The organism is Isoptericola sp. NPDC057391 (assembly GCF_042668085.1).
Taxonomy (GTDB): domain Bacteria; phylum Actinomycetota; class Actinomycetes; order Actinomycetales; family Cellulomonadaceae; genus Isoptericola.
Map to the genome: position 1 here is coordinate 1 of NZ_JBHVBO010000029.1, position 22,740 is coordinate 22,740.

The window sequence follows — 22,740 nt, forward strand, 5'->3', positions numbered from 1 at the left end:
ACTGCTGCCCGGGCCCGGCGGGGACCGCGACGGGGAGGGTGCTCGTCATGCGTCAGCTGCCACCGTTGAGCAGCGACGTCATCTCGTCGGCCGCCTTCGTGCTGGCCGTCGCGACGTCCTCGCTCCCGGAGAGGATCGACTGCATCATCGTGCTCGTCGTGAGCTTGGCCTGCACGGCCCCGAAGTTCGGCGACACCGGCACGGACGCGCCGCCCTCGACGAACTGCTTCGCGAACGGGGCCACGAGCGGGTCGGTGCTCTGCAGCGTCTCGTCCATGAGCGACTTCTGCCCCGGGAAGTAGCCGGCCTGCTCGCCCCACTTCGTGGCGAACTCACCGGTCGTCATGAGCTCGACGAACGCGAACGCCAGGTCCTTGTCCTCGGCCGTCTCGAACACGGACAGGTGCGAGCCGCCGAGCACCGACGGCGACATCCCGCCGTCCTTGCCGGGGATCGGGACGGCGGCGAACTTGCCGTCCATGTCCTTGTTCGCCTCGACGATGGCGCCCGGCGTCCAGGAGCCCATGACAGCCATGCCGACGTCGCCCTGGGCGAACGCGTCGAGCACGTCCGTCTCGCGCCAGGTGGTGGCGCCCGCCGACGAGTAGCCGTCCGCGGCGAGCCCGGTCCAGAAGCTCAGGCCCTCCTGCGCCTCGGGGCTGTCGAGCCCCGACGTCCAGGTCTCGCCGTCGAGCGTCGCGACCTCGCCGCCGGCGCCCCACACCCACGGGTACACCGTGAACTCGGCGTCGCCCGGCACCGCGATCGCGGTCTTGTCCGGGAACTTCGCCTTGATGGCCTGGGCCGCCGACTCGATCTCCGCCCAGGTCGTGGGCGGCTCGACGCCGGCCTGCTCGAAGATCTCCGTGTTGTACACGAGCGAGCGGACGCCGGCGTACCAGGGCATCCCGTACAGCTGCTCCTCGTAGGTGCCCGCCTCGACGAGGCCGTCCACCAGGTCGTCGCCCAGCCCGGCCTCCGCGACGTAGTCGTCGAGCGGCGCGAGCGCGCCGGCGTCGGCGAACTCCGGCGTCCAGGTCGTGCCCGTCTCCGCCACGTCGGGCGTGGTCTGGCCGGCGATCGAGGTGACGAAGCGGTCGTGCGCGTCCGCCCACTCGACGAACTCGACGTTCAGCTCCGCGCCCGTCTGCTCCTTGAACGCCGTGCCGACCTCCTCGAAGAAGGCGTCCGCGCTCGGGTTCGTGCCCTGCATGATCCAGACGTCGAGGGTCTTGCCCTCGCCGTCGACCGTCCCGTCCCCGCCGTCGCCCGAGCCTCCGCTGCCGCACGCGGCGACGCCGAGCGCCACCAGCGCCGCGGTGGCCACGGCCCCCACGTTCCTGCGGGTCCACATGTCTCGACGCATCGTCGTCGTCCTCCCCCGGCGGCCGCTGGGCCGCCCTCCGTGGTGCGCGGCGCCGCCGTTGTCGCGGTCGCGCGCCGTACTCGCGGTCATGTCCTGCCGACGTCCTCGTCGTCCGGCGTGACGTCGTCGTCTCGCTGTCCTGCCGATCGCTGTGCTGATCCCTGTGATCGCTGCCGTGCGGGCGACACCCCGGCCTGAAAGGAAGTTCCCGGGTGTCGCTTCCCGAGGAAGATAACTGACCGCACGCGGATAACGAAAGCCCCCGCACCAATTCGTGACGGGACGGTGACCTCGTCGGCGCGTCGCGGTGGGGCGGGGGCGGTGCGCGGGGTGCGCGCGGGCGGCTCAGGGCACCCGGTTGATCCAGGCAGGGTCGGCGAACTTCGTCCGGACCAGCTCCTCGGCGCGGTCCAGCTCCTCGGGCCGCAGCGCCGAGTCGACGGTCCGGTGGTGGGCCTTGAAGTGCGCCTCGAACGCGTCGACGATCTCGTCACGCGACATGCCGGTCTGCGACCGCAGGGGGTCGACCCGCTTGTTGGCGCTGGTGGTGCCCTTGTCGGAGAGCTTCTCGCGCCCGATGCGCAGCACCTCGAGCATCTTCGCGTTGTCGATGTCGTACGCCATCGTCATGTGGTGCAGGACGGCGCCGCCGGCCAGGCGCTTCTGCGCCGAGCCGGCGAGCTTGCCCGCGGGCGACGCGACGTCGTTCATGCCGGAGAAGTACGCCTCGACGCCGACGTCGTGCAGCGCGCCCAGCACCCACGAGTCGAGGAACGCGTACGACTGCTCGAACGACAGGCCGTCCACGAGCGACGCCGGCACCACCAGCGAGAACGTCACGCAGTTGCCGGCCTCCATGAACATGGCCCCGCCGCCGGAGATGCGGCGCACCACCGTGACGTCGTGCTCGCGCACGCCCGCCGGGTCCACCTCGTTGCGCAGCGACTGGAACGACCCGATGAAGACGGCGCGCTCGTTCCAGTCCCAGAACCGCAGCGTGGGGCCGCGGCGCCCCTCGGCCAGCTCCTCGGTGAGCACCTGGTCCAGGGCGGCGAGGGTCGCCGGGGGCAGCGGGCCGGGGCGCAGCACCCCGAAGGTGTGGTCGTCCCACGTGGTGGCCAGCCCGAGCGCGCGGCGCACCGCGACCGCGACCGCCCACGCGTCGAAGCCGACCATCGTCACGCTGCCCGCCACGCGACCGTCCTGCTCGGCGATCCGCAGCCCGTCGTCGACGGCGCGGGCGAGCTCGCTCGTGGACGTCTCGCGCGGCAGCCCGGCGAGGGCGGAGTCGATGACCTCGAGGGCGTCGTCCGGCTCGAGGAAGAAGTCGCCGCTGAGCCTGACGTCGGCGAGCAGCCCGTCGCGCACGTCGAGGTCGACCGTCACGAGCTTGCCACCGGGAACCTTGTACTCACCATGCACGTCCCCACGGTAGCCGCGCCGCGGCCGCGGCGGAGGCGGCGTCGGTCACACCCGGTCGCGCCGGGTCCACCCGGCCCGGCTGGGCGAGATTGTTTTTGTGAGGTGCCCAACCAGAGAAAATCGCTGCCACACTGGGTCCCGTGACCGGCCACGACGTCCCCCTCGCGCCCGAGCACGTCGTCGCCGTGGACGTCGGCGGCAGCGGCGCCCGCCTCGTGGCCGTGCCCGCGCACACCGCCGGCGGCCCCGGAGGCGCCGGCAGCAGCGACGACGCACCCGTCACGCTCACCGGCCGCCCCGTCCGCATCACCTCCGCCGGGAGCGACGCGGCCGACGTCGTGGCCGAGCTGGTGGGCGAGCTCGCCGGTCGCCGGCCCGGGCTGCGCGTCGCCGCGGCCGCCGTGTCCGTCACCGGGCTCCCCTCGCTCGTCCCCGACCCCGGCGCGCTGCACGACGCGCTGCGCGGTGCGGGCGCCCGGGCCACGGCCGTCGCCGCGGACGCGCTCGCCGCGCACCTCGGCGCCCTCGGCGGCCGCCCCGGTGCCGTGGCCGCCGTCGGCACCGGCGCCATCGTGCTCGCCACCGACCTGCGACGCCGGTGGCACCGCGCGGACGGTTGGGGGCACCTGCTCGGCGACCTCGGCTCCGGCTCGTGGATCGGCGCGCACGGCCTCCGGGCCGCCGTCGCCACCCACGACGGGCGGCCCGGGCCCGCCTCCCCCACGCTGCTCGCCGCCGCGCTCGAGCGCTTCGGCCCGGTGGAGGGCTGGCCCGCCGCCCTGTACGGGCGCCCCGACCGCGCGCAGGTCCTCGCGTCCTTCACCCCCGCCGTCGCCGACGCCGCCGGCGCGGGCGACCTCGTCGCGAACGGGATCCTGCACGACGCCGGGACGCACCTCGCGGAGAGCCTCGCCGCCGCGCTGCGCCCCGGGATCCCGCCGCTCGCGGCCGTCACGGGCGGCGTCCTGCAGATCGGCGCGCCCGTGACGACCCCCCTCAAGGCCCGGCTGTCCGCCCTGCGTCCCGACGTGCGGCTCGTCCCCGCCGACGGGAGCCCCCTCGACGGCGCGGTGCGCCTCGCCCGTTCCCTCGTCGACCCCCGCGACGGCGGGCTCGTGGAGCCCCACGACACCTGGCTCACCGTCCGTGCCACCGGTGCCACCACCCACCCGTCTCCGGCGCCCGCCGGGAAGGAGATCCGCGCATGAACGGTGACGTCCTCGTCCGGCTCCGCCAGGCCCTGCCCACGCTCCGCCCCGCGGAGGCGCGGATCGCCGCGGTCGTGCTCGACGACCCGCCCGGCGTCGTCGGCGCCACCATCACCGAACTCGCCGCGCGCGCGGGCACGTCGCAGGCGACGGTCGTCCGGTTCTGCCGCGCCGTCGGCTACGCCGGCTACCCCGAGTTCCGCATCGACCTCGCGCAGGCCACGAGCCGGCGCGCCGTCGAGCTGGAGCGCTCCGGCATCGCCGAGGGCGAGATCAACCGGACCGACACCGCCACCGACGTCGTGTCCAAGATCGCCTTCCACGAGGCCCGGACGATCGAGGAGACGGCGCGCATGCTCGACCTCGACGCCCTGGAGCACGCCGTCGAGGCGGTCGCCTCGGCCCCCCGCGTGGACGTCTACGGCGCCGGGTCGAGCGGCCTCACGGCGCAGGACCTCGGCCAGAAGCTCACCCGCATCGGCATCGCCTGCTTCGCCCCCGTGGACCTGCACGGCCAGCTCCAGTCGGCGGCCCTGCTGGGCGACGGGTGCGTGGCCGTCGCGGTCTCGCACACGGGCACCACGATCGAGACCGTGCAGGCGCTCACGCTCGCGCGCGACGCGGGGGCCATCACCGTGGCCGTCACGAACTTCCCGGCCTCGCCGCTGGCCGAGCTCGCCGACGTCGTCCTGGCGACGACGGCGCGCGAGACCCAGTTCCGCTCCGGCGCCATGTCGAGCCGCATCGCCCAGCTCGCGGTCGTCGACTTCCTCTTCGTCCGCGTGGCGCAGCGCCGCTACGACCGGACCACCGCCGCCCTCAAGGCGACCTACGAGGCCGTCCGGCCGCACCGCCTGACGAACGGCACCCGCAGCGCGCGCTGACGGCCCGGCGGCGTCAGCGCGGCTCGACGCCCGCGTGCACGAGGCCGTACACGTACGCGTCGATGAGCGCCTCCCACGCGGCCTCGATGACGTTCGGGCCGACGCCCACCGTGGACCACGAGTGCTGCCCGTCCGTGGTCTCGACCAGCACGCGGGTGGTGGCGTCGGTGCCCTGCTGGGCGTCGAGGATGCGCACCTTGAAGTCGATGAGCTCGAACTTCTCCATCTGCGGGTACACGCGCGTGAGCGCGCTGCGCAGCGCCTGGTCGAGCGCGTTCACGGGGCCGTTGCCCTCGCCGGTCGCGACGACGCGCTCGCCGCCGGCGTGCAGCTTCACCGTCGCCTCGGCGACGGCGTCGGCGTCCCGGCTCGCGGCGTCGTGACCCGGGTCGCGACCCGGCCCGCCGGCGACGGTCTCGACGATGGTCCGCCAGCTCTCGACCCGGAAGTACGTCTGCCGGGTGCCGGTGAGCTCCTCGCGCAGCAGCAGCTCGAAGGACGCGTCGGCGGCGTCGAAGGTGTACCCCTGCGCCTCGGCGTCCTTGACACGCGTCGTGACGCGGGTGAGCAGCTCGCCCTGTCCGCTGAGGTCATAGCCCAGCTCGCGGCCCTTGAGCTCGATCGACGCCCGCCCGGCCATGTCGGACACGAGCATGCGCATGTCGTTGCCCACGGCGGTGGGGTCGATGTGCTGGTACAGGTCCGGGTCGACCTTGATCGCGCTGGCGTGCAGGCCCGCCTTGTGGGCGAAGGCGCTCGCCCCCACATACGGCTGGCGCGCGTACGGGGAGATGTTGGTGATCTCCGCGACGGCGTGCGCGATGCGCGTCGCCTCCTCGAGGCCCCCGCCGGCGAGGGTCCGCAGGCCGTGCTTGAGCTCGAGGTTCGCGACGACGGTCACGAGGTCCACGTTGCCCGTGCGCTCGCCGTAGCCGTTCACGGTGCCCTGCACGTGCCACGCCCCGGCGGCCACGGCGGCCAGCGTGTTCGCGACGGCGCAGCCCGAGTCGTTGTGGGCGTGCATGCCGAGCAGGCGGTCCCCCGCGACGGCGTCGCGCCCGTGCGGCAGCCCCAGCGACTCGCGCACCTCGGTCACGACGTCGGTCACCCAGTGCGGCAGCATCCCGCCGTTCGTGTCGCACAGCGTGACCACCTCGGCGCCGGCCTCGAACGCCGCCTCCGCCGCGGCGCGGGACCACACCGGGTCGAACCGGTAGCCGTCGAAGAAGTGCTCGGCGTCCACCACGACGCGGCGCCCCTCGCCCACGAGGAACGCCACCGTGTCCGCGATCATCGCGAGGCCCTCGTCGGGGGTGGTGCGCAGCGCGCGCTCCACGTGCCGCACGTCCGACTTGGCCACCAGCGTCACGACCGGCGCCTCGGAGTCGAGCAGGGCGCGCACCTGCGGGTCGTCCCACGCGCGGGTGCCCGCCTTGCGGGTGGCCCCGAACGCCGCGAGCACCGCGTTCCTCAGCTCCAGCTCTTTCGCCGCCCGCCGGAAGAACTCGGTGTCCTTCGGCACGGCGCCGGGCCAGCCGCCCTCGACGAAGCCGACCCCCAGCTCGTCCAGCAGCGGCGCGATGGCCAGCTTGTCCGCCACCGAGAGGTTCATGCCCTCCTGCTGCGCGCCGTCGCGCAGGGTGGTGTCGTACACGTGGAACGGGGTGGCGGTCATGCGGGACTCCCCAGGTCAAGAAGCTGAGCGTGCTGGTCAACAAAAAAGACCCCCCGGGGTACGGAAGGTCTGCGCGTCCGGCGGGTGGCCGGACGCGCTACAGAATGATGAGCGAGCGACGCTGGTGCGCGAGGCGTGTCATGGGCCACATGGTGCCACACCCTCGCGCGGGCCGGACAGGGCGTCCACGGCGTGGCACCGGACGCCCTCGCCCGTGCGACCGGCCCCGGGGTGTGGTCGGCTGGCACCGACACCCGAGGTCAGGAGGCAGCACCGATGACCGACGCGCGACCGGGCGGCCCGACCGTCCCGAGGACGCCGACACCCGGCGTCCCGCCGGGCGGCGTCACCCCGCCCCCGTCCGTGGTACCCACCGCGGAGCCCGCCGACGCCTGGGACGCCCCGGCGCCGACGTCGCGCGGCCTGCTGGAGCTGGACCGCGGCCGCTACTGGTCCGGAGCGGCCGTGACCGTCGTGGTCTGCGCCGTGCTGGGGCTCGCCGCGTCGGTGGTCTTCGACAGCGCGTTCGACGTCGGCCTGCTCGGTCCCTCCCGCCTCGTGCCCGACGCCCCCGGGCTCGCCTGGGCGCTCACCGGTGCCCTGTTCGCCCTGCTCGCGGCCGTGGTGCTCCAGCTGCTCGTGCGGGTCGTGCCGCGGCCGCGGATGTTCTTCGGCTGGCTGGTCGCGCTGGTCACCGTGATCCTCGCGGCCCTGGCGTTCACGGGCCCGGGCGACGCCGCGTCGGCCGTCGTGACCGCCCTCGTGTGGATCGTGGTCGGGGTCGCCGTCTCGGCGATGCTCAACGGCGTGCTCGGCCGGACTCTCGTGCGGCCGGCTCGGCCGCCCAGGTGACCTCCCGCTCGGGCGCGTCGGGGGCGGCGAGGTCGAGCAGCGAGGCGGCCTCCTCCTCCAGCTCGGACCGGTGGCGCGCCCAGGCGTCGCCGGTGAAGGGCTCGAGGTGCACGGTGGCGCGGCGGGCGTCGACGTCCAGGGTCCACGTCCCGGCCACCCGGCCGCCCGCCCAGAGGGTGGGGAGCACGTCGGCGTTGCGCCGGTAGACGAGTCCCGCGTGCTCGGGGTCGACGATCCTGGAGCGCTCGTCCAGCGCCACCAGCAGCTGGTCCCAGCGCGGCAGGAGCCGGACCGGCGCCGGCGCGTCGGCGGGGGCGAGGTCCGCGTCGGCCAGGTCGACGAGCTCGCGCCCGTCGGGCGCGACGTACGCCCGCAGCTCCAGCAGCGCGAGCGCCCGCTTGAGGGCGCCGACGCCGCGGATCCCGACGCCGCGGGCGACGTCGCGCGCGGACGCCGGCCCGAAGGCCCGCAGGTACCGCTCGACGGCACCGGCGCGCGCCTCGTCCGGGGGCAGCGCGGGCAGCGGGTGCGGCACGCGGTCGGCGAGCCAGCGCGCGCCGTCCTGGTAGCGCGCCGCGACGTGGGAGCCCCACAGCCCGCTCGGCGGCACGTGCACGAGCCCGCCGCCCGCGCTCGCGAGCCGCCACCACGCGCGGCTCACGCCCCCGGGGATCGCCGCGGCGGCGTCGACGCCGGGGTACTGCTCGGCGGCGAACGCCTCCACCTCGTCGAGCGTGCGCGGCTCGGCGCAGTACGCACGCACGGCGGCGTTGAGGCCCACGAGGTCGACCCCCGCTCGCCGCGCGCTCGCGCGCCAGGCCGCCAGCCGCTGCTCGGCCGAGACGGCGTCGAGCAGCGGCCAGTCGGCGCTGGGCACCACGTGCAGCGTGGACCGCATGACCGTCGCCTTCACGACCTCGCCGCCGGTGAGGGCCTCCTCGAGCGCTCCGATCGTCGGCCCGGACCGCCGCGCCCACAGCGCGACGTACGGCATGTCGGCGTGCTGCGCCTGCAGGCCGCCCACCCGCCCGACGACGGCGGGGACGTCGTCGTCGGAGCGGGCGAGCAGCTGCTGGCGCGCGAGCGTGGTCCGGTTGAGCTCGTCGGCCGTGATCGGGGTGACCATCTGGCGTCCGGCCCTCCTCCCGGGCGAAAGTCAGGCGACGGTCGGGCGTGTCGTCAGGCGAGCCGGCGCATCCAGCCGTGCCGGTCCGCCGCCCGCCCGTACTGGATGTCGGTGAGCTCGTCGCGGATCGCCATGGTGAGCTCGCCCGGCTCCCCGCCCGAGACCTGCAGGTCGAACTCGTCGCCCGCGAGCCGGCCGACCGGGGTGATGACCGCCGCCGTGCCGCACGCGAAGATCTCGCGCACGGTGCCGTCCTGGAGCCCGGCGACGACCTCGGCGAGCGGGACTCGACGCTCCACGGCCTCGTGCCCGCGGTCCGCGGCGAGCTGCAGGATGGACGAGCGCGTGACGCCCTCGAGGAACGAGCCGGTGAGCTCCGGGGTGTGCACCGAGCCGTCCGCCATGACGACGAACACGTTCATGCCGCCGAGCTCCTCGAGCGCCGAGTTGGTCGTCGCGTCGAGGTAGCAGACCTGGTCGAAGCCCTTCTCGGCGGCGAGCTGCTGCGGCAGCAGGCTCGCCGCGTAGTTGCCGCCGTACTTCGCGTCGCCCGTGCCGCCCGGCCCGGAGCGGTGGTAGTGCGTGTCGATCCAGATCGACACCGGCTTCACGCCGCCGGCGAAGTACGGGCCGACCGGCGAGGCGATGACGAGGTACTCGGCCTCGTTCGTGGGGCGCACCCCGAGGAACGGCTCCGACGCGAAGGTGAAGGGCCGCAGGTAGAGGCTGAAGTCCTCGCCGGACGGCACCCAGTCGATGTCGGTGCGCACCAGCGCCGCGATGGAGCCGATGAAGTCGTCCACCGACAGCGCGGGCAGCGCCAGCCGGTGCGCCGAGCGCGCGAAGCGTGCCGCGTTGGCGTCCGGGCGGAACGTCCACACGGAGCCGTCCGCGTGGCGGTACGCCTTCATCCCCTCGAAGATCTCCTGCGCGTAGTGCAGGACGGCGGTCGCGGGGTCGAGCTGCAACGGCCCGTACTTCTCGACGCGGCGGTCGAGCCAGCCGTCGCCCTGGCGCCAGCTGATGCGCGCCATGTGGTCCGTGAACACGGTGCCGAATTTGGGCGACTGCAGCGCGGCCTCGCGCTCGGCGTCCGGGGTGGGGGCGTCCGTGGCTCGCACGTCGAACAGGGCGACGAGGTCCTCGAGCTCGGCCGGGAGGATGCCCGGCGCGCCGCTGCTCGACGCGGTGCTCGCCGCGGTGCTCGAGGCGGACGGAGAGGTGCTGGATGTGGTCATGATCGGGGGCCTTTCACCGGGTGACCCCTGTAGTTTTCCACGACCGTGCACCTCGTGGGCACCGGCGTCGCTCCGACCACAGCGGTCACCCGGACAGAGATGGATGTCGGGTGATCGACAGGGGGAGACGGCCGGGGCGGGCGGTGGCTCGGACGACACGTCCGACGGCGCGGCGCGCGGGTGGCGCCGCGCCGTCCGGTGAGGCGGCGGGGCCGCCGTCAGCCGTTGACGCGTGCGGCGAGGTCGCGCCCGACCTCGGCCGTCGTGCGTACTCGGTCGCCGCGCTCCACGAGGTCGCCGGCGACGGCCGCCTCCACGCGCCTGCTCTCCTCGGTGAGGCCGAGGTGGTCGAGCAGCAGGGAGACCGACAGGACCGTGGCGGTCGGGTCGGCCTTGCCCTGGCCGGCGATGTCCGGCGCGGAACCGTGCACCGGCTCGAACATGGACGGCGCGGTGCGGTCGGGGTTGATGTTCGCCGACGCGGCGAGGCCGATGCCGCCCGTGATGGCGGCGGCCTGGTCCGTGAGGATGTCGCCGAACAGGTTGTCCGTGACGATCACGTCGAACCGCGACGGGTTCGTCGTGAGGAAGATCGTGGCGGCGTCCACGTGCAGGTAGTCCGTGGTGACGTCGGGGAACTCGGCGTTGACGGCCTCGACCGTGCGGCGCCACAGGTGACCGGCGTGCACCAGCACGTTGTGCTTGTGCACCAGCGTGAGGTGCTTGCGCGGCCGGGCCTGGGCGCGAGCGAAGGCGTCGCGCACGACGCGCTCGACGCCGAACGCGGTGTTGACCGACACCTCGGTCGCGATCTCGTGCGGGGTGCCGACGCGCAGCGCGCCGCCGTTGCCGACATACGGGCCCTCGGTGCCCTCGCGCACGACGACGAAGTCGACGTCGCCGGGGTTCGCCAGCGGGCTGGTCACGCCGGGGTACAGCTTGCCGGGGCGCAGGTTGACGTAGTGGTCCAGCGAGAAGCGGAGCTTGAGCAGCAGGCCGCGCTCGAGCACGCCCGACGGCACGCTCGGGTCGCCGATCGCGCCCAGGAGGATCGCGTCGTGCCGCTTGATGGCCTCGAGGTCGCCGTCGGTGAGCGTCTCGCCCGTGGCGTGCCAGCGGCGCGCGCCCAGGTCGAACTCGGTGGTGGAGATCTTGACGTCCGATCCGGCCACGGCCGCCTCGAGGACCGCCAGGCCCTGCTCCACGACTTCCGTGCCGATACCGTCGCCGGCCACCACTGCCAGGTCGATGCTCCGCGTCATGGCCCGAGCCTATGCCCGGCGAATCATGATGCGGACACGGATCTCATTTTTTGGACATGCGCGGTCGTGACCTCGCAGGTCGCGGACCCGCATGGTGAGGTCACGCACGGTAGAGCACCTTGAACCGCTCGCAGACCACCGGCATCGACGGGTCGAACTCGCGGCCGATCTGCGCGAGCGTGCGCCGCCAGTAGCGCTCGTGCTCCTCGCGCCAGGACTCGAGAGTGCGGTCGCCCTCCCCCTCGGCGGCGGCGTGCTCGGCCGTGACCTCGTCGAACGGGACGGTCTCGACCTCGGTCGTCCGGATGAGGAGACGCGGGGCGCCCGCGCCGTCGAGCACGATCGACAGGTCGCCCTTGCGGGGCAGTGGCTCGTCGGCGGCCTCGTACTCCCAGACCGCGGCGGCGGTGCCGGTCTTCACGCCGTCCAGGACCAGGCCCAGCAGCTCGTCGGCCAGCTCGGGCGAGTCCCCGAACGACCACGCCGGCGGCGGCACCACGTTCTCGGAGCGCTCACCCACCGCTCCTCCGTGGCTGGTGCGGCCGGCGCTCGGGCGCGCGACGTCCCAGAACTCGGTGATGCTGTCGGCCTGCTCGGAGTCCAGCCCAGGGGTCACGTCGTCGCTCATACCCCCCATCCTGCCAGGATGACCAGCATGGACACCCGCGTCGCCGCCTACGCCCTCGTCGTCGAGGGCGACCGCATCCTGCTCCCCCACTGGGCCAGCGACGCCGGGTCGGGCTGGACGATGCCCGGGGGCGGCATCGAACCCGGCGAGCACCCCGAGGACGCGGCCGTCCGCGAGGTGCGGGAGGAGACGGGCTACCACGTCGAGCTCGACGGCCTGCTGGGCGTCGACAGCATCGTGATCCCGCCCGAGGGCCGCGGCGTCGTCGACGGCACCGACCACACGGTGGCGCTGCAGGGCATCCGCATCGTCTACCGCGCGCACGTCGTCGGCGGCGAGCTCGCGAGGGAGGCCGACGGCAGCACCGACGACGTCGCCTGGCACCGGCTGGCCGACATCGACGCCCTCCACCGGGTGGAGCTGGTCGACATCGTCCGTCGCTGGGCGGGGCTGCTCGACTGACAGGCAGTGGCGCCGCTCGAACTACCTCGGCGGCGCTCGAACTACCTCGGCCCAGCCCGAACTACCTCGGCACGCGGAGCGTCGCCCCCGGACGCACGTGCGGCCGCCGCCCCCGGGTGGGGGACGACGGCCGCGCGCGTCGCTGCTGACGGTGTGGGTCAGCGAGCGGCGCTGCCCTCCGTGTAGTCGGAGTCAGCGGGCTTGATCCACGAGAACATCTTCCGCAGCTCGCGGCCGGTGGTCTCGATCGGGTGTGCCTCGCCCTTCTCGCGCAGCGCGGTGAACTCCGGCGCGCCGGCGTCCTGGTCCGCGATGAAGCGCTCGGCGAAGGCGCCGTTCTGGATGTCCGCGAGGACGGCCTTCATGTTCTCCTTGACGCGCGGGTCGATGACGCGCGGGCCGGAGACGTAGTCGCCGTACTCGGCCGTGTCGGAGACCGACCAGCGCTGCTTGGCGATGCCGCCCTCGACCATCAGGTCGACGATCAGCTTGAGCTCGTGCAGCACCTCGAAGTACGCGACCTCGGGCTGGTAGCCCGCCTCGGTCAGCGTCTCGAAGCCGTACTGGACCAGCTGCGAGGCGCCGCCGCACAGCACGGCCTGCTCGCCGAACAGGTCGGTCTCGGTCTCCTCGGTGAAGGTGGTCTTGATGCCGCCGGCGCGCAGGCCGCCGATGCCCTTCGCGTAGGACAGGGCGAGCTCCCAGGCGGCGCCCGACGCGTCCTGCTCGACGGCGACGATCACCGGCACGCCGCGGCCGTCGACGTACTCGCGGCGCACGAGGTGACCCGGGCCCTTGGGGGCGACCATGAGCACGTCGTGGCCGGCCTCGGGCTTGATGTAGCCGAAGCGGATGTTGAAGCCGTGCCCGAAGACGAGCGCCGCGCCCTCGTTGAGGTTCGGGGCGATCTCGTCGCGGTACACGTGCCGCTGCACCTGGTCCGGCGCGAGGATGACGACGACGTCCGCCTCCTTGACGGCGTCGGCGACGGTGAGCACGCGCAGGCCCTCGTCCTCGGCCTTCTTCGCGGAGCCGGAGCCCTCGCGCAGACCGACGCGGACGTCGACGCCCGAGTCGCGCAGGTTCAGCGCGTGCGCGTGGCCCTGGCTGCCGTAGCCGATGACCGCGACCTTGCGCTGCTGGATGATGGACAGGTCGGCGTCGTCGTCGTAGAACAGCTCAGCCACGGTGATGCTCCTCGGTTCTCGGTACTGCGTTCGTCACTACAGGTCGGTATGTGGTCACCCGCGGGGATGACGGTACGCGCTCGGCGTCAGGCCGTGCGCACGCGCTCCAGCGCTCGGTCGGTGATGGACCGCGAGCCGCGGCCCACCGCGAGCGTGCCGGACTTCACGATCTCGCGGACGCCGTACGGCTCGAGCGCGCTGAGCAGCGCGGACAGCTTGGCGGCGGTGCCGGTCGCCTCGATGACGACCGTGTCGGGCACGACGTCCACCACGTGGGCGCGGAAGAGGTCGACGACCTCGAGCACCCCCGCGCGGGTGGCCTGGTCGGCCCGCACCTTGACGAGCAGGAGCTCGCGCTGCACGGACGACTCGGGGTCGAGCTCGACGATCTTGATGACGTTGATCAGCTTGTTCAGCTGCTTCGTCACGTGCTCGAGCGGGTGCTCCTCGACGTCGACCACCACGGTGATGCGCGAGATCTCCTCGTGCTCCGTGGGCCCGACGGCCAGGGAGTGGATGTTGAAGGCCCGGCGCGCGAACAGCGCGGTGACGCGGGTGAGGACGCCGGGCTTGTTCTCGACCAGCACGGACAGGGTGTGACGCGACATGGGTGGCTCCGTCTCTGCTCGTCGGCCGGTCAGTCTTCGCGGTCCCACGCGGGCGAGATGCCGCGCGCGTACTGGATGTCGTCGTTGGGCACCCCGGCGGCGACCATCGGCCACACCATGGCGTCGCGCGAAACCTGGAAGTCGATGACCACGGGGCGGTCGTCGATCTCCTGCGCCCGCTTGATCGCGGCGTCGACCTCGTCCTCGCGCTCCACGCGGATGCCCTCGCAGCCGTACGCGTCCGCGAGCTTCACGAAGTCAGGGATGCGCGCCGTGCCGTGCCCGGTGTGCAGGTCGGTGTTCGAGTAGCGCTCCTCGTAAAAGAGCGTCTGCCACTGCCGCACCATGCCGAGCGAGCTGTTGTTGATCAGCGCCACCTTGATGGGGATGTCGTTGATCGCGCAGGTCGCGAGCTCCTGGTTGGTCATCTGGAAGCAGCCGTCGCCGTCGATGGCCCACACCTCGCGGTCGGGCTCGCCCACCTTGGCGCCCATCGCGGCCGGGACCGCGAAGCCCATCGTGCCGAGGCCCGCGGAGTTCAGCCAGGTGCGCGGGTGCTCGTAGCGGATGAACTGCGCCGCCCACATCTGGTGCTGCCCCACGCCCGCGGCGTAGATCGCCTCCGGGCCGGCCAGCTCGCCCAGACGGGAGATCACGTGCTGCGGCGACAGGTGGCCGTCGTCCGTGGGCGAGTAGCCCAGCGGGTAGGTCTCGCGCCACGTGTCGAGCTGGTGCCACCAGGCCGCCAGGTCGGGCCTGCCCACCTTGGCGTGCTCGGCCTCGAGGGCCGGCACCAGGTCCGCGATGACCTCGCGCAGGTCGCCGACGATCGGCACGTCCACCGGGCGGTTCTTGCCGATCTCCGCGGGGTCGATGTCGGCGTGCACGACGGCGGCGTGCGGCGCGAAGCTCGACAGCCGGCCGGTGACGCGGTCGTCGAAGCGGGCACCGAGGGCCACCACCAGGTCGGCCTTCTGCAGCGCCGCCACGGCGGGGACGGTGCCGTGCATCCCCGGCATGCCCAGGTGCTGCGGGTGGCTGTCCGGCACCGCGCCGCGGGCGGTGAGGGTCGTGACAACGGCGGCACCCGAGGTGTCGACCAGCCGGCGCAGCGCGTCCGAGGCACCGGAACGGATCACGCCGCCGCCCACGTACAGCACCGGGCGGCGGGCGGTGGCGAGCAGCTTCGCGGCCTCGCGGATCTGCTTGGCGTGCGGCTTCGTCACGGGGTGGTAGCCGGGCAGCGACAGCTCCTGCGGCCAGGAGAAAGTGGTCGAGGCGGTCATCGCGGACTTGGCGATGTCCACCAGCACCGGGCCGGGCCGCCCCGTCGACGCGATGTGGAACGCCTCGGCGATCGTGCGCGGGATCTCCGCCGCGTCCGTGACCAGGTAGGAGTGCTTGGTGATCGGCATCGTGATGCCGACGATGTCCGCCTCCTGGAACCCGTCGGTGCCGATCAGGGACTGCGCCACCTGGCCGGTGATCGCGACCAGCGGGACGGAGTCCATGTGCGCGTCGGCGATGGGCGTCACCAGGTTCGTCGCACCGGGGCCCGAGGTCGCCATCGTCACGCCGACCTTGCCGGTCGCGTGGGCGTAGCCCTGGGCCGCGTGCCCACCGCCCTGCTCGTGCCGCACCAGGACGTGCCGGATCTGCTTGGAGTCCATGAGCGGGTCGTAGAGCGGAAGGATCGCGCCCCCCGGGATGCCGAAGACGTTCTCGACGCCGACCGACTCGAGCGAGCGGACGATCGACTCGGCGCCGGTGACCTCCTCACCGGACACGGTTCGGCCGGCGGCACCGTCACTGCGCGACGCGGTGCGGGCGGCCACCTGGGCGGGGGTCGGGTTCGGCTGGACCATCGGTCTCTCCTGCCGGTCGGTCTTGCGGGCGAAGGGTCTGGCGAGGGGTGTCGCTGCAATGAAAAACCCCCCGGTCCCGGGATGACGGGACTGACGAGGGGTGAGCGCGCTGACGAAGCCTGGGTGCGTGGGCTAGTCGGCGCGCCCGGGAAGAAGTACTACGAGGATCGTCTGCACGGATCGAACGTTACGCCCGCGACTCGCCGATGTCACGTCGTGAGCCCGGTGTCCCATCATGCGGACAGCATGCGGGGCACCGGGCCCACGACCTGCGGGGCGACGGCCGCGATCAGCTCACGTCGCGACGCCGGAAGACGAGCACCGCGAGCAGCGTGACGACGACGGCGAGCGCCGCCACGGTCAGCCCGCCCTGCGCGGTCGTCACGACGTGGTCCACGGGGACGCACTCGAAGACGCCGCCGGCGTCCGGCGTGCACCGCTCCGTCGTGAACACGGTGCCGCCCTGCAACCAGGCCGAGAGCGCCGTCGTCGGCAGCCAGCGCTGCGCGTCCCCCAGACCGAACCCGAAGGCGAGGCAGCCCCAGGCGACCACGCCGACCAGGACGACGGCGGCCGCGGCGTGCTTGAGGAGCGTGCCGAGCGCCACGCCGAGTGCCGCGAGCACCGCTCCGGCGGCGACGAGCCGCCCGGTGAACGCCGCGACCTCGAGCCAGACGGCGCCCGTGAGGTCGCCGAGCGTGCCGTACGAGGCGTACACCGCGTACGACGCGCCGACCAGGAGCGCGAAGCCGACCAGCACCAGCGGGACCGTGCCGAGCGCGACGGCCACCGCCTTCGACCAGTACACGCGCTGGCGGCGCGGCTCGAACGTCAGCCACATGCCGAGCGAACCGCTGTTGATCTCGGCGGTCACGAAGCTCACGCCGACGACGAGCACGACGAGCAGCAGCAGGATCGCGAGGTCGTCGAGCGACGCCAGGCCCGACCACCCGTTCCACACCGAGGAACGGATCTCCGCCACCGCGGCCGCGGTGGCTGCGTCGTCCGTGGCGGGGTCCTCGGCCCCGAACATCGCCTCCTGCTGGGCCGCGTCGGGGACGAACGTCTGCGTGGGCGGCAGGTACCAGTCCAGCCGGGGGGCCATCTGGTCACAGCCCCACTCCGCCGCGGTCATGTCCTGCTCCTCGGCCTCGGCCTCGCAGTCCGCGACCTGCTGCGCCCCGTCCTTCTCCCACGCCTCCTGGTCGGACGCGAACATGCGCTCGGCATCCGCGACCTCCTGGTCGCTCGGCGGGGGCGCCGACAGGTACGTCGCGACGCCGCTCAGCGCGACGAGCGCGAGCAGACCCACGCACGCCCAGCGTGTGACCTGACGCGCCCACAACCGGCGCAGCTCGACCCGCAGCAGGCGGCTCATGCGTCCACCCCCGTCCCCGCGCCGGCGCTCGCCGCCGTCGCCGCGGGGCCACCTCCACCGCCGGGGACCTCCCCCGCCGTGAGGCCGAGGAACACCGACTCGAGGTCGGCCTGGAGCGGCGTGAGCTCGCGCACCCACACGCCGCGCTCGCCGAGGGCGCGGTTGACGGCCGCGGGGTCGGCGGCGCCGTCGACCAGGAGCGCGTCGTGCTCGCGCCGCACGAGCAGCCCGCTGGTCTCGAGGACGCTGGTCGCGATGGTGAGGTCCGTGGGCGCGACGCGCAGCCGGACCGACCCGGTCGCGGAGCCGGCACCGATGAGGTCGGCCACGCGTCCCGCGGCGACGAGGCGGCCGCGGGCCACGATCGAGACCGTGTCGGCGATCTGCTCGACCTCGGCCAGGATGTGGCTCGAGACCAGCACCGTCTTGCCCTGGTCGGCGAGGCCGCGCATCGTCTGCCGGATCTCGCGGATCCCGGCGGGGTCGAGGCCGTTCGTCGGCTCGTCGAAGATCAGCAGGTCGGGATCCTTGAGCAGCGTCGCCGCGATCGCCAGGCGCTGCTTCATGCCGAGCGAGTAGCCCTTGTACTTGTCCTTGGCCCGCCCGGTGAGCCCGACCTCGTCGATGACGGCGTCCACGCGGCCCGCGGGCGCGCCGATCGCGTCGGCGAGCAGGCGCAGGTTGCGGCGGGCGCTGAACGCCGGGAAGAACTTCGGGCTCTCGACGATGGCGCCGACGCGGCCCACCACCTCGGGCAGCCGCTTCGGCACCTCGTGCCCGAAGATCGTCGCGGTCCCGCGGTCGGGCCGGACCAGGCCCAGGAGCATGCGGATCGTCGTCGTCTTCCCCGATCCGTTGGGCCCCAGGAACCCGTGCACACCCCCCACCGGCACCTGCAGGTCGAGGCCCTCGACCCCGACCGACCTCCCTCGCACGCTCCGGTACGTCTTGCGGAGCCCTCGCGTCTCGATCGCGAGCCCTCCACCGTCTCGGCCACCGTCCAGCACGGCCACCGCCACCTCCTCGTGGCCGCGGCGCGGCCTGTCGGTCGCGCCCGTCGGACGACGGCGCTGCCAGGGAGAATAGAGCAGCCTTGACGGTGAGGAAAGGTCCCCGCTACCCGGGATTGACCGTGTCGGGGAAGCTCACCCGCCCGGCTCGATCCCCCGGCGTTCGGCGCGCCCCGGGATCACGGCGATGTCCACCTCGTTGCCCTCGGGGTCCGCGACCGTGCGCCAGAAGGGCGCCTCCGCCTCGCGCACGACCGTGCCGCCGGCGGCGACGGCCGCGGCCACGCGCGCGCCGGCGACGTCGGCGGGCACCATGACGTCCACGTGGACCCGGTTGCGCTGCTCGCGCGGCTCGGCCATCTGCTGCAGGAAGACCGAGGGACCGCGCAGCAGCGGGTCGTACAGGACCGTCGTGCCGCGCTCGGCGTACCCGAGCGCCGCCGCCCAGAAGCGGCGCACCGCGTCGACGTCGAGCGCGTCGAACGTGAGCTGCACGTCGCGCAGGACGGCGGGCTCGGCGCGCAGCCCGAGGTCGCGCGCGGCGGCCTGCGCCCGCTGCGCCACCCCGAGCCGGGCCGGGTCGATCCAGCCGTCCTCGGGCGGCCCGACCCGCAGCGTGACGCCGGAGGGCCGCAGGTCGGCGTACAGCGGCACGCCGGCCTCCTCGGCGGCGCGGGCCGCCCGGGCGACCAGCTCGACGCCCGCGTCGAAGCCGCCGGTCGCGTAGTAGGCGCTCGCGCCCTGGAGCACCCGCCAGTCCTCCACCCCGCCCGCCGCCCGGAACTCCGCGGGCGTGAGCAGGCCGTCGGGCAGGTCCTCCTCGAACCCCTCCCAGGCGATGACGTCCGCCTCGTTCCCCTCCGCGTCCGCGAGCGTCCACCAGTGCGGCACGAACTCCTCGGTCGTGACGCGCCCGCCGGCCGCGAGCGCCGCGTCGACGCGCGTCTGTCGCACGTCGTCGGGCACGAAGACGTCGAGGTGGAGACGGCCCCGCAGGGGGCGCGGCTCGTCCATGGCCTGGAACCAGATCCCCGGCCACCGCCGGTGCGGGTCGCGGAGGTCCTCCCCGGTACGGGTGTGCCCGAGGACCACGCCCCAGAACGGCATGACCTGCTCGCGGTCGGCGGCGTCGACGGTCAGCTCCACCTCCTGGACGCCCGCGGGGTCGGCGGCGAGCCCGAGATCCGCCGCCGCGGCCGAGACCTCCCGAGCCAGGGCGACGTCGCGCCGGCTCAGGCCGTCGACGTCGTGGGTCCGCACGCGCACGACGACGCCGCCGGGCCGCAGGTCGACGTCCGGGTGGTGGCCCGCGGCGTCGGCGAGCACGCGGACGCGCTCGAGGAGGACGGCGCCCTCGCCGCGCTCGCGGGTACGGAACAGGGCGCTCGCGCCGGTGCCGAGCGCGCGCCAGTCCTCGGTCCCGTCGGCGGCCTCGAACCCGGCCGCGGTGATCTCGTCGGGCATGCCCCTCCCCCGTCCGTCGCCGTCCCGGGCTCCTGCCCCGGTCCACCCTGCCCCGCCGTCGCGAGTCTCGCGCGGCGGCGGGCGGCGTCGAACGGTCCCCGCCCTGACTCCTCGGGTCAGGCGCGGCGGGCCGGCGACCAGCAGCGTGCCGTGGCGCCGACGCCGTTCCAGGCGACCACGGTCACGACGAGGACGAGGATCGCGGCGGCCGCCTCCTCCCCCACCTCGGCCACGAGGCCCTCGACCACGGCGGCCGGCACCTCGGCCGCCGAGAGGCGGACGACCGCCTCGGCGAGCTCGAGCGCGGCGCGCTCGGCGGCGGTGAAGAAGCTCGACTCGCGCCACACGGGCAGAGCCAGCAGCCGCTGCTGGTCGACACCGTGCTCGGCGGCCGCACGGGAGTGCATGTCGACGCAGTACGCGCAGCCGTTGAGCTGGGAGGCGCGGAGCCGGACGAGCTCGCGCACGGAGGGATCCACGCCCGCCCGGTCCGCGTCCGCGGCGGCCGCCGCGTCGAGGCGGCCCATCGCGGCGGAGAACCCGGGGGCGAGGCGGTCCACGTCGAGGCGCCGCGGGACGCGGACGAACGAGGGACGGGATGCGGTGTCGGCGGTCGTCGTGCCGGTGGTCGTCGTGCCGGTGGTCGTCGTGTCGGTAGTCATGACGTCGACGCTACGAGCAGATGGACCAGGACTACAGTGCAATCTCGTGGCAGATTTCTGGTCCATTTCCCCGGAGGCGCCGGCGACAGGGGGCCTCGACCTGCACCTCGCGCTCGGTGCACCGCGCCCCGGCCGCGGCCTGGAGGGCGCGCTGCGGGACGCCGTGACGAGCGGCCGGCTCGCGCCGGGCGCCCGGTTGCCCTCGTCGCGGGCGCTCGCGGCCGACCTCGGCGTCGCGCGCGGCACCGTCGCCGCGGTGTACGCCCAGCTCGCCGCGGAGGGGTGGCTCGACTCCCGGGTCGGCGCCGGGACGTGGGTCGCGTCCCCGACGTCGGCCCCGCCGGCGGTCGCGGCGCCTCCTCCCGCGGAGCCCGACCGTCTCGACCTGCGCCCCGGCATCCCCGACGCCTCCGCCTTCCCTCGCGCCGCGTGGGCCGCGAGCGCCCGCCGCGCGGTGACCGAGGCCGCCACCGCGCACCTCGGGTACGGGGACCCGCTCGGCGACGCAGGGCTGCGACGCGCTCTCGCCGCGTACCTGGCCCGGGTGCGCGGAGTGCGGACCGAGGAGGCTGCCGTGGTCGTGACGCACGGCTTCGGCGAGCTGCTCGCGCTGGTGTGCCGGGCCCTGGCCGGCCGTGGGGCCCGGCGGGTCGCGGTCGAGCGCTACGGGCACGCGGCGCACCGCGAGGTCGTCGCGGCCGCCGGGCTCGACGTCGTCCCCGTCGCGGTGGACGGCGACGGCCTGGACGTCGCCGCGCTCGCCGCCCTGCCCGGGATCGACGCCGTCCTGGTGACCGCCGCGCACCAGTTCCCGACGGGCGTGGCGCTCGCACCCGACCGCCGCCGGAGCCTTGTCGCGTGGGCGGCCCGCACGGGCGCGCTGGTCGTCGAGGACGACTACGACGGGGAGTTCCGCTACGACCGGCGTGCCGTCGGTGCCCTGCAGGCGCTGGCCCCCGACCGCGTCGTCTACGCGGGCACCGCCAGCAAGGCGCTCGCCCCCGGCATCGGGCTCGCCTGGGGCGCGGTGCCCCCGGCGCTGGTGCCGGACCTCGCGCACCAGCGCCGGCTGTCGGGCGTCCGGCCCGACCGCCTCGGCCAGCTCACGCTCGCCCGCTTCCTCGACGACCACGGGTACGACCGGACGGTGCGCAGCCGACGCGCCGCGTACCGCGCGCGGCGCCGTCGCCTGCAGGAGGTGGTCGAGGCGCGGCTGCCCGGGTGCCGGCTCGTCGGCATGGACGCGGGCCTGCACGGCCTGCTGGCGCTGCTCGACGGCGTCCCGGAGCGGGCGGTCGTCCGGGCCGCGGCCGCGCGCGGGCTACGGCTGGCGGGGCTGGGCGAGCTCGACGCGTCGGGGGTCGTCGGCGTGGCTCCCGACCCCGGGCCGCAGTACGTCGTCGTGGGGTTCGGCGCCCCGCCCGGGCACCGCTACGAGGCGGCGCTCGGCGTGCTGGTGGCCGCGGTGACGGATGCGGCGGCCGACGCGGTGCGCCCCGGCGTCAGTGCCGCGACGTCTCCGCCGGCAGCTCCAGCTCGGCCGCGGCGTCGCTGATCCGCCGGGCCAGGTCCGCGTCGCGCGTCGTCAGGCCGCCGGCGTCGTGGGACGACGTGCGGACCAGGACCGTGCCGTACCGCAGGTCCACGTCGGGGTGGTGGTTGACGGCGTCCGCGATCTCGGCGATCGCGTCGACGAACCGCGCCCCGGTGGCGAAGGACCCGGTGCGGAAGACGGCCCACGCGGAGCCCTCGTCCGCGTGCCAGTCGGCGACGCCGTCGGAGTGGGCGAACTGTCGCGGCGTGATCGAGTCGCTCATGCGCCCAGCATGGCGTTCCCGGCCACCGTTCGCGCGGCGTCAGCCGGCGGCCGGCCCGGCGGGGACGGGGTCGTCGTCGAACGCCGGGAGGCCGTCGATGCTGGTGCGGTTCTTCCGCCGGCGGTACTCGGCCTGCCCCTCGGTGCCCTTGCGGTCCATGAACTGCGGCAGCAGGTCGCGCTCCCCGACGTAGTCGAGCAGCGGCACGCCGTACCCGCAGGAGTCGGACACCCGCTCGACGTCGACCACGATCACCGCCCGCGCCCCGCGGCGCTCGGAGAAGCGGGGCGCCCACGACGCGTACTCGTCGTCGTAGATCGTCACGACCCGGCCCCGGCCGTGCAGCCGGACGATGTTCGGCGGCCCGTCGAAGGCGCAGAACATGAGGGTGATCCGGCCGTTCTCGCGCAGGTGCGCGATCGTCTCCGCCCCGGACGCCGTGAGGTCGAGGTACGCCACGGTGTGCTCGTCGACCACGACGAACGACCCGTCGACGCCCTTGGGCGAGACGTTCACACGACCGTCCGCGGCGAGCGGGGCGGTGGCGACGAAGAACACGTGCTGCGCCTCGACGAAGCTCCGCAGGCGGGCGTCGATGCGCTCGTGCAGCTTTCCCATGGCGCCAT

At 74.2% G+C, this 22,740-nt stretch carries 21 protein-coding genes; 5 read left to right on the forward strand and 16 right to left on the reverse strand.

Annotation, left to right across the window (positions count from 1 at the left end):
- Positions 1 to 52: 52 nt before the first annotated feature.
- Together ACFUVW_RS06415 and ACFUVW_RS06420 are read right to left on the reverse strand one after the other, a co-directional pair.
- The gene (locus ACFUVW_RS06415; protein WP_430570543.1) at positions 53 to 1,354 is read right to left on the reverse strand and encodes a sugar ABC transporter substrate-binding protein; all 1,302 of its coding nucleotides are present in this window, start codon (positions 1,352 to 1,354) and stop codon (positions 53 to 55) included.
- 357 nt (positions 1,355 to 1,711) lie between these two features.
- A complete protein-coding gene (locus ACFUVW_RS06420; protein ID WP_430570517.1) occupies positions 1,712 to 2,788 on the reverse strand; it encodes a lipoate--protein ligase family protein in 1,077 nt (358 codons plus the stop codon).
- 140 nt (positions 2,789 to 2,928) lie between these two features.
- Between ACFUVW_RS06420 and ACFUVW_RS06425 the strand changes: the two genes are divergently transcribed.
- Together ACFUVW_RS06425 and ACFUVW_RS06430 are read left to right on the forward strand one after the other, a co-directional pair.
- Positions 2,929 to 3,996: a BadF/BadG/BcrA/BcrD ATPase family protein gene (locus ACFUVW_RS06425; RefSeq protein ID WP_430570518.1), complete on the forward strand. Its 1,068-nt coding sequence runs from the start codon at positions 2,929 to 2,931 to the stop codon at positions 3,994 to 3,996.
- Positions 3,993 to 4,880, forward strand: coding sequence for a MurR/RpiR family transcriptional regulator (locus ACFUVW_RS06430; RefSeq protein WP_430570519.1), 888 nt, complete (start codon positions 3,993 to 3,995; stop codon positions 4,878 to 4,880). The genes ACFUVW_RS06425 and ACFUVW_RS06430 overlap by 4 nt, the downstream gene beginning before the upstream one ends.
- 13 nt (positions 4,881 to 4,893) lie before the next feature.
- Here the strand turns inward: ACFUVW_RS06430 and cimA are convergent, their stop codons facing one another.
- On the reverse strand, positions 4,894 to 6,555 hold the full coding sequence (gene cimA, locus ACFUVW_RS06435) for a citramalate synthase (protein ID WP_430570520.1): 1,662 nt from the start codon (positions 6,553 to 6,555) through the stop codon (positions 4,894 to 4,896).
- 276 nt (positions 6,556 to 6,831) lie between these two features.
- On the opposite strand from cimA, the gene ACFUVW_RS06440 reads away from it, so the two are divergent.
- The gene (locus tag ACFUVW_RS06440; protein ID WP_430570521.1) at positions 6,832 to 7,407 is read left to right on the forward strand and encodes a DUF6069 family protein; all 576 of its coding nucleotides are present in this window, start codon (positions 6,832 to 6,834) and stop codon (positions 7,405 to 7,407) included.
- Here ACFUVW_RS06440 and ACFUVW_RS06445 read toward each other — a convergent pair.
- The 4 genes from ACFUVW_RS06445 to ACFUVW_RS06460 all read right to left on the reverse strand — a co-directional run bounded on the left by ACFUVW_RS06445 (position 7,355) and on the right by ACFUVW_RS06460 (position 11,661).
- Positions 7,355 to 8,533, reverse strand: coding sequence for a winged helix DNA-binding domain-containing protein (locus ACFUVW_RS06445; protein ID WP_430570522.1), 1,179 nt, complete (start codon positions 8,531 to 8,533; stop codon positions 7,355 to 7,357). The two genes, ACFUVW_RS06440 and ACFUVW_RS06445, sit on opposite strands and share 53 nt — an antisense overlap.
- Before the next feature lie 53 nt (positions 8,534 to 8,586).
- Positions 8,587 to 9,771, reverse strand: coding sequence for a branched-chain amino acid aminotransferase (locus tag ACFUVW_RS06450; RefSeq protein WP_430570523.1), 1,185 nt, complete (start codon positions 9,769 to 9,771; stop codon positions 8,587 to 8,589).
- 218 nt (positions 9,772 to 9,989) lie between these two features.
- Positions 9,990 to 11,033 (reverse strand): 3-isopropylmalate dehydrogenase, encoded by a 1,044-nt coding sequence (locus ACFUVW_RS06455; RefSeq protein WP_430570524.1) that lies wholly within the window; start codon positions 11,031 to 11,033, stop codon positions 9,990 to 9,992.
- 100 nt (positions 11,034 to 11,133) lie between these two features.
- Positions 11,134 to 11,661, reverse strand: a complete 528-nt coding sequence (locus tag ACFUVW_RS06460) for an ASCH domain-containing protein (protein WP_430570525.1) — start codon at positions 11,659 to 11,661, stop codon at positions 11,134 to 11,136.
- Between the two features lie 27 nt (positions 11,662 to 11,688).
- On the opposite strand from ACFUVW_RS06460, the gene ACFUVW_RS06465 reads away from it, so the two are divergent.
- Positions 11,689 to 12,123 (forward strand): NUDIX hydrolase, encoded by a 435-nt coding sequence (locus tag ACFUVW_RS06465; RefSeq protein WP_430570544.1) that lies wholly within the window; start codon positions 11,689 to 11,691, stop codon positions 12,121 to 12,123.
- A 158-nt stretch (positions 12,124 to 12,281) separates the two neighbouring features.
- On the opposite strand, the gene ilvC is transcribed toward ACFUVW_RS06465, so the two are convergent.
- The 7 genes from ilvC to ACFUVW_RS06500 all read right to left on the reverse strand — a co-directional run bounded on the left by ilvC (position 12,282) and on the right by ACFUVW_RS06500 (position 20,297).
- Positions 12,282 to 13,310 carry a ketol-acid reductoisomerase gene (gene ilvC, locus ACFUVW_RS06470; RefSeq protein WP_430570526.1) on the reverse strand — a complete coding sequence of 343 codons (1,029 nt, stop codon included), beginning with the start codon at positions 13,308 to 13,310 and terminating at the stop codon, positions 12,282 to 12,284.
- 86 nt (positions 13,311 to 13,396) lie between these two features.
- Positions 13,397 to 13,918, reverse strand: a complete 522-nt coding sequence (gene ilvN / locus ACFUVW_RS06475; RefSeq protein ID WP_429731522.1) for an acetolactate synthase small subunit — start codon at positions 13,916 to 13,918, stop codon at positions 13,397 to 13,399.
- A gap of 29 nt (positions 13,919 to 13,947) precedes the next feature.
- The gene (locus tag ACFUVW_RS06480) at positions 13,948 to 15,783 is read right to left on the reverse strand and encodes an acetolactate synthase large subunit (RefSeq protein WP_430570527.1); all 1,836 of its coding nucleotides are present in this window, start codon (positions 15,781 to 15,783) and stop codon (positions 13,948 to 13,950) included.
- Positions 15,784 to 16,072: 289 nt separating this feature from the next.
- Positions 16,073 to 17,161 (reverse strand): ABC transporter permease subunit, encoded by a 1,089-nt coding sequence (locus ACFUVW_RS06485; protein ID WP_430570528.1) that lies wholly within the window; start codon positions 17,159 to 17,161, stop codon positions 16,073 to 16,075.
- Entirely contained in the window at positions 17,158 to 18,174 is a 1,017-nt protein-coding gene (locus ACFUVW_RS06490; protein ID WP_430570529.1) for an ABC transporter ATP-binding protein, read from the reverse strand. The genes ACFUVW_RS06485 and ACFUVW_RS06490 overlap by 4 nt, the downstream gene beginning before the upstream one ends.
- 132 nt (positions 18,175 to 18,306) lie before the next feature.
- The gene (locus tag ACFUVW_RS06495) at positions 18,307 to 19,635 is read right to left on the reverse strand and encodes a VOC family protein (protein ID WP_430570530.1); all 1,329 of its coding nucleotides are present in this window, start codon (positions 19,633 to 19,635) and stop codon (positions 18,307 to 18,309) included.
- Between the two features lie 116 nt (positions 19,636 to 19,751).
- Positions 19,752 to 20,297, reverse strand: a complete 546-nt coding sequence (locus ACFUVW_RS06500; protein ID WP_430570531.1) for a carboxymuconolactone decarboxylase family protein — start codon at positions 20,295 to 20,297, stop codon at positions 19,752 to 19,754.
- A gap of 46 nt (positions 20,298 to 20,343) precedes the next feature.
- Between ACFUVW_RS06500 and ACFUVW_RS06505 the strand changes: the two genes are divergently transcribed.
- Positions 20,344 to 21,852, forward strand: coding sequence for a PLP-dependent aminotransferase family protein (locus ACFUVW_RS06505; protein WP_430570532.1), 1,509 nt, complete (start codon positions 20,344 to 20,346; stop codon positions 21,850 to 21,852).
- On the opposite strand, the gene ACFUVW_RS06510 is transcribed toward ACFUVW_RS06505, so the two are convergent.
- Positions 21,800 to 22,114, reverse strand: a complete 315-nt coding sequence (locus tag ACFUVW_RS06510) for a 4a-hydroxytetrahydrobiopterin dehydratase (RefSeq protein WP_430570533.1) — start codon at positions 22,112 to 22,114, stop codon at positions 21,800 to 21,802. The genes ACFUVW_RS06505 and ACFUVW_RS06510 overlap by 53 nt on opposite strands.
- A gap of 39 nt (positions 22,115 to 22,153) precedes the next feature.
- Positions 22,154 to 22,732 (reverse strand): pyridoxamine 5'-phosphate oxidase family protein, encoded by a 579-nt coding sequence (locus tag ACFUVW_RS06515; RefSeq protein WP_430570534.1) that lies wholly within the window; start codon positions 22,730 to 22,732, stop codon positions 22,154 to 22,156.
- Positions 22,733 to 22,740: the final 8 nt, after the last annotated feature.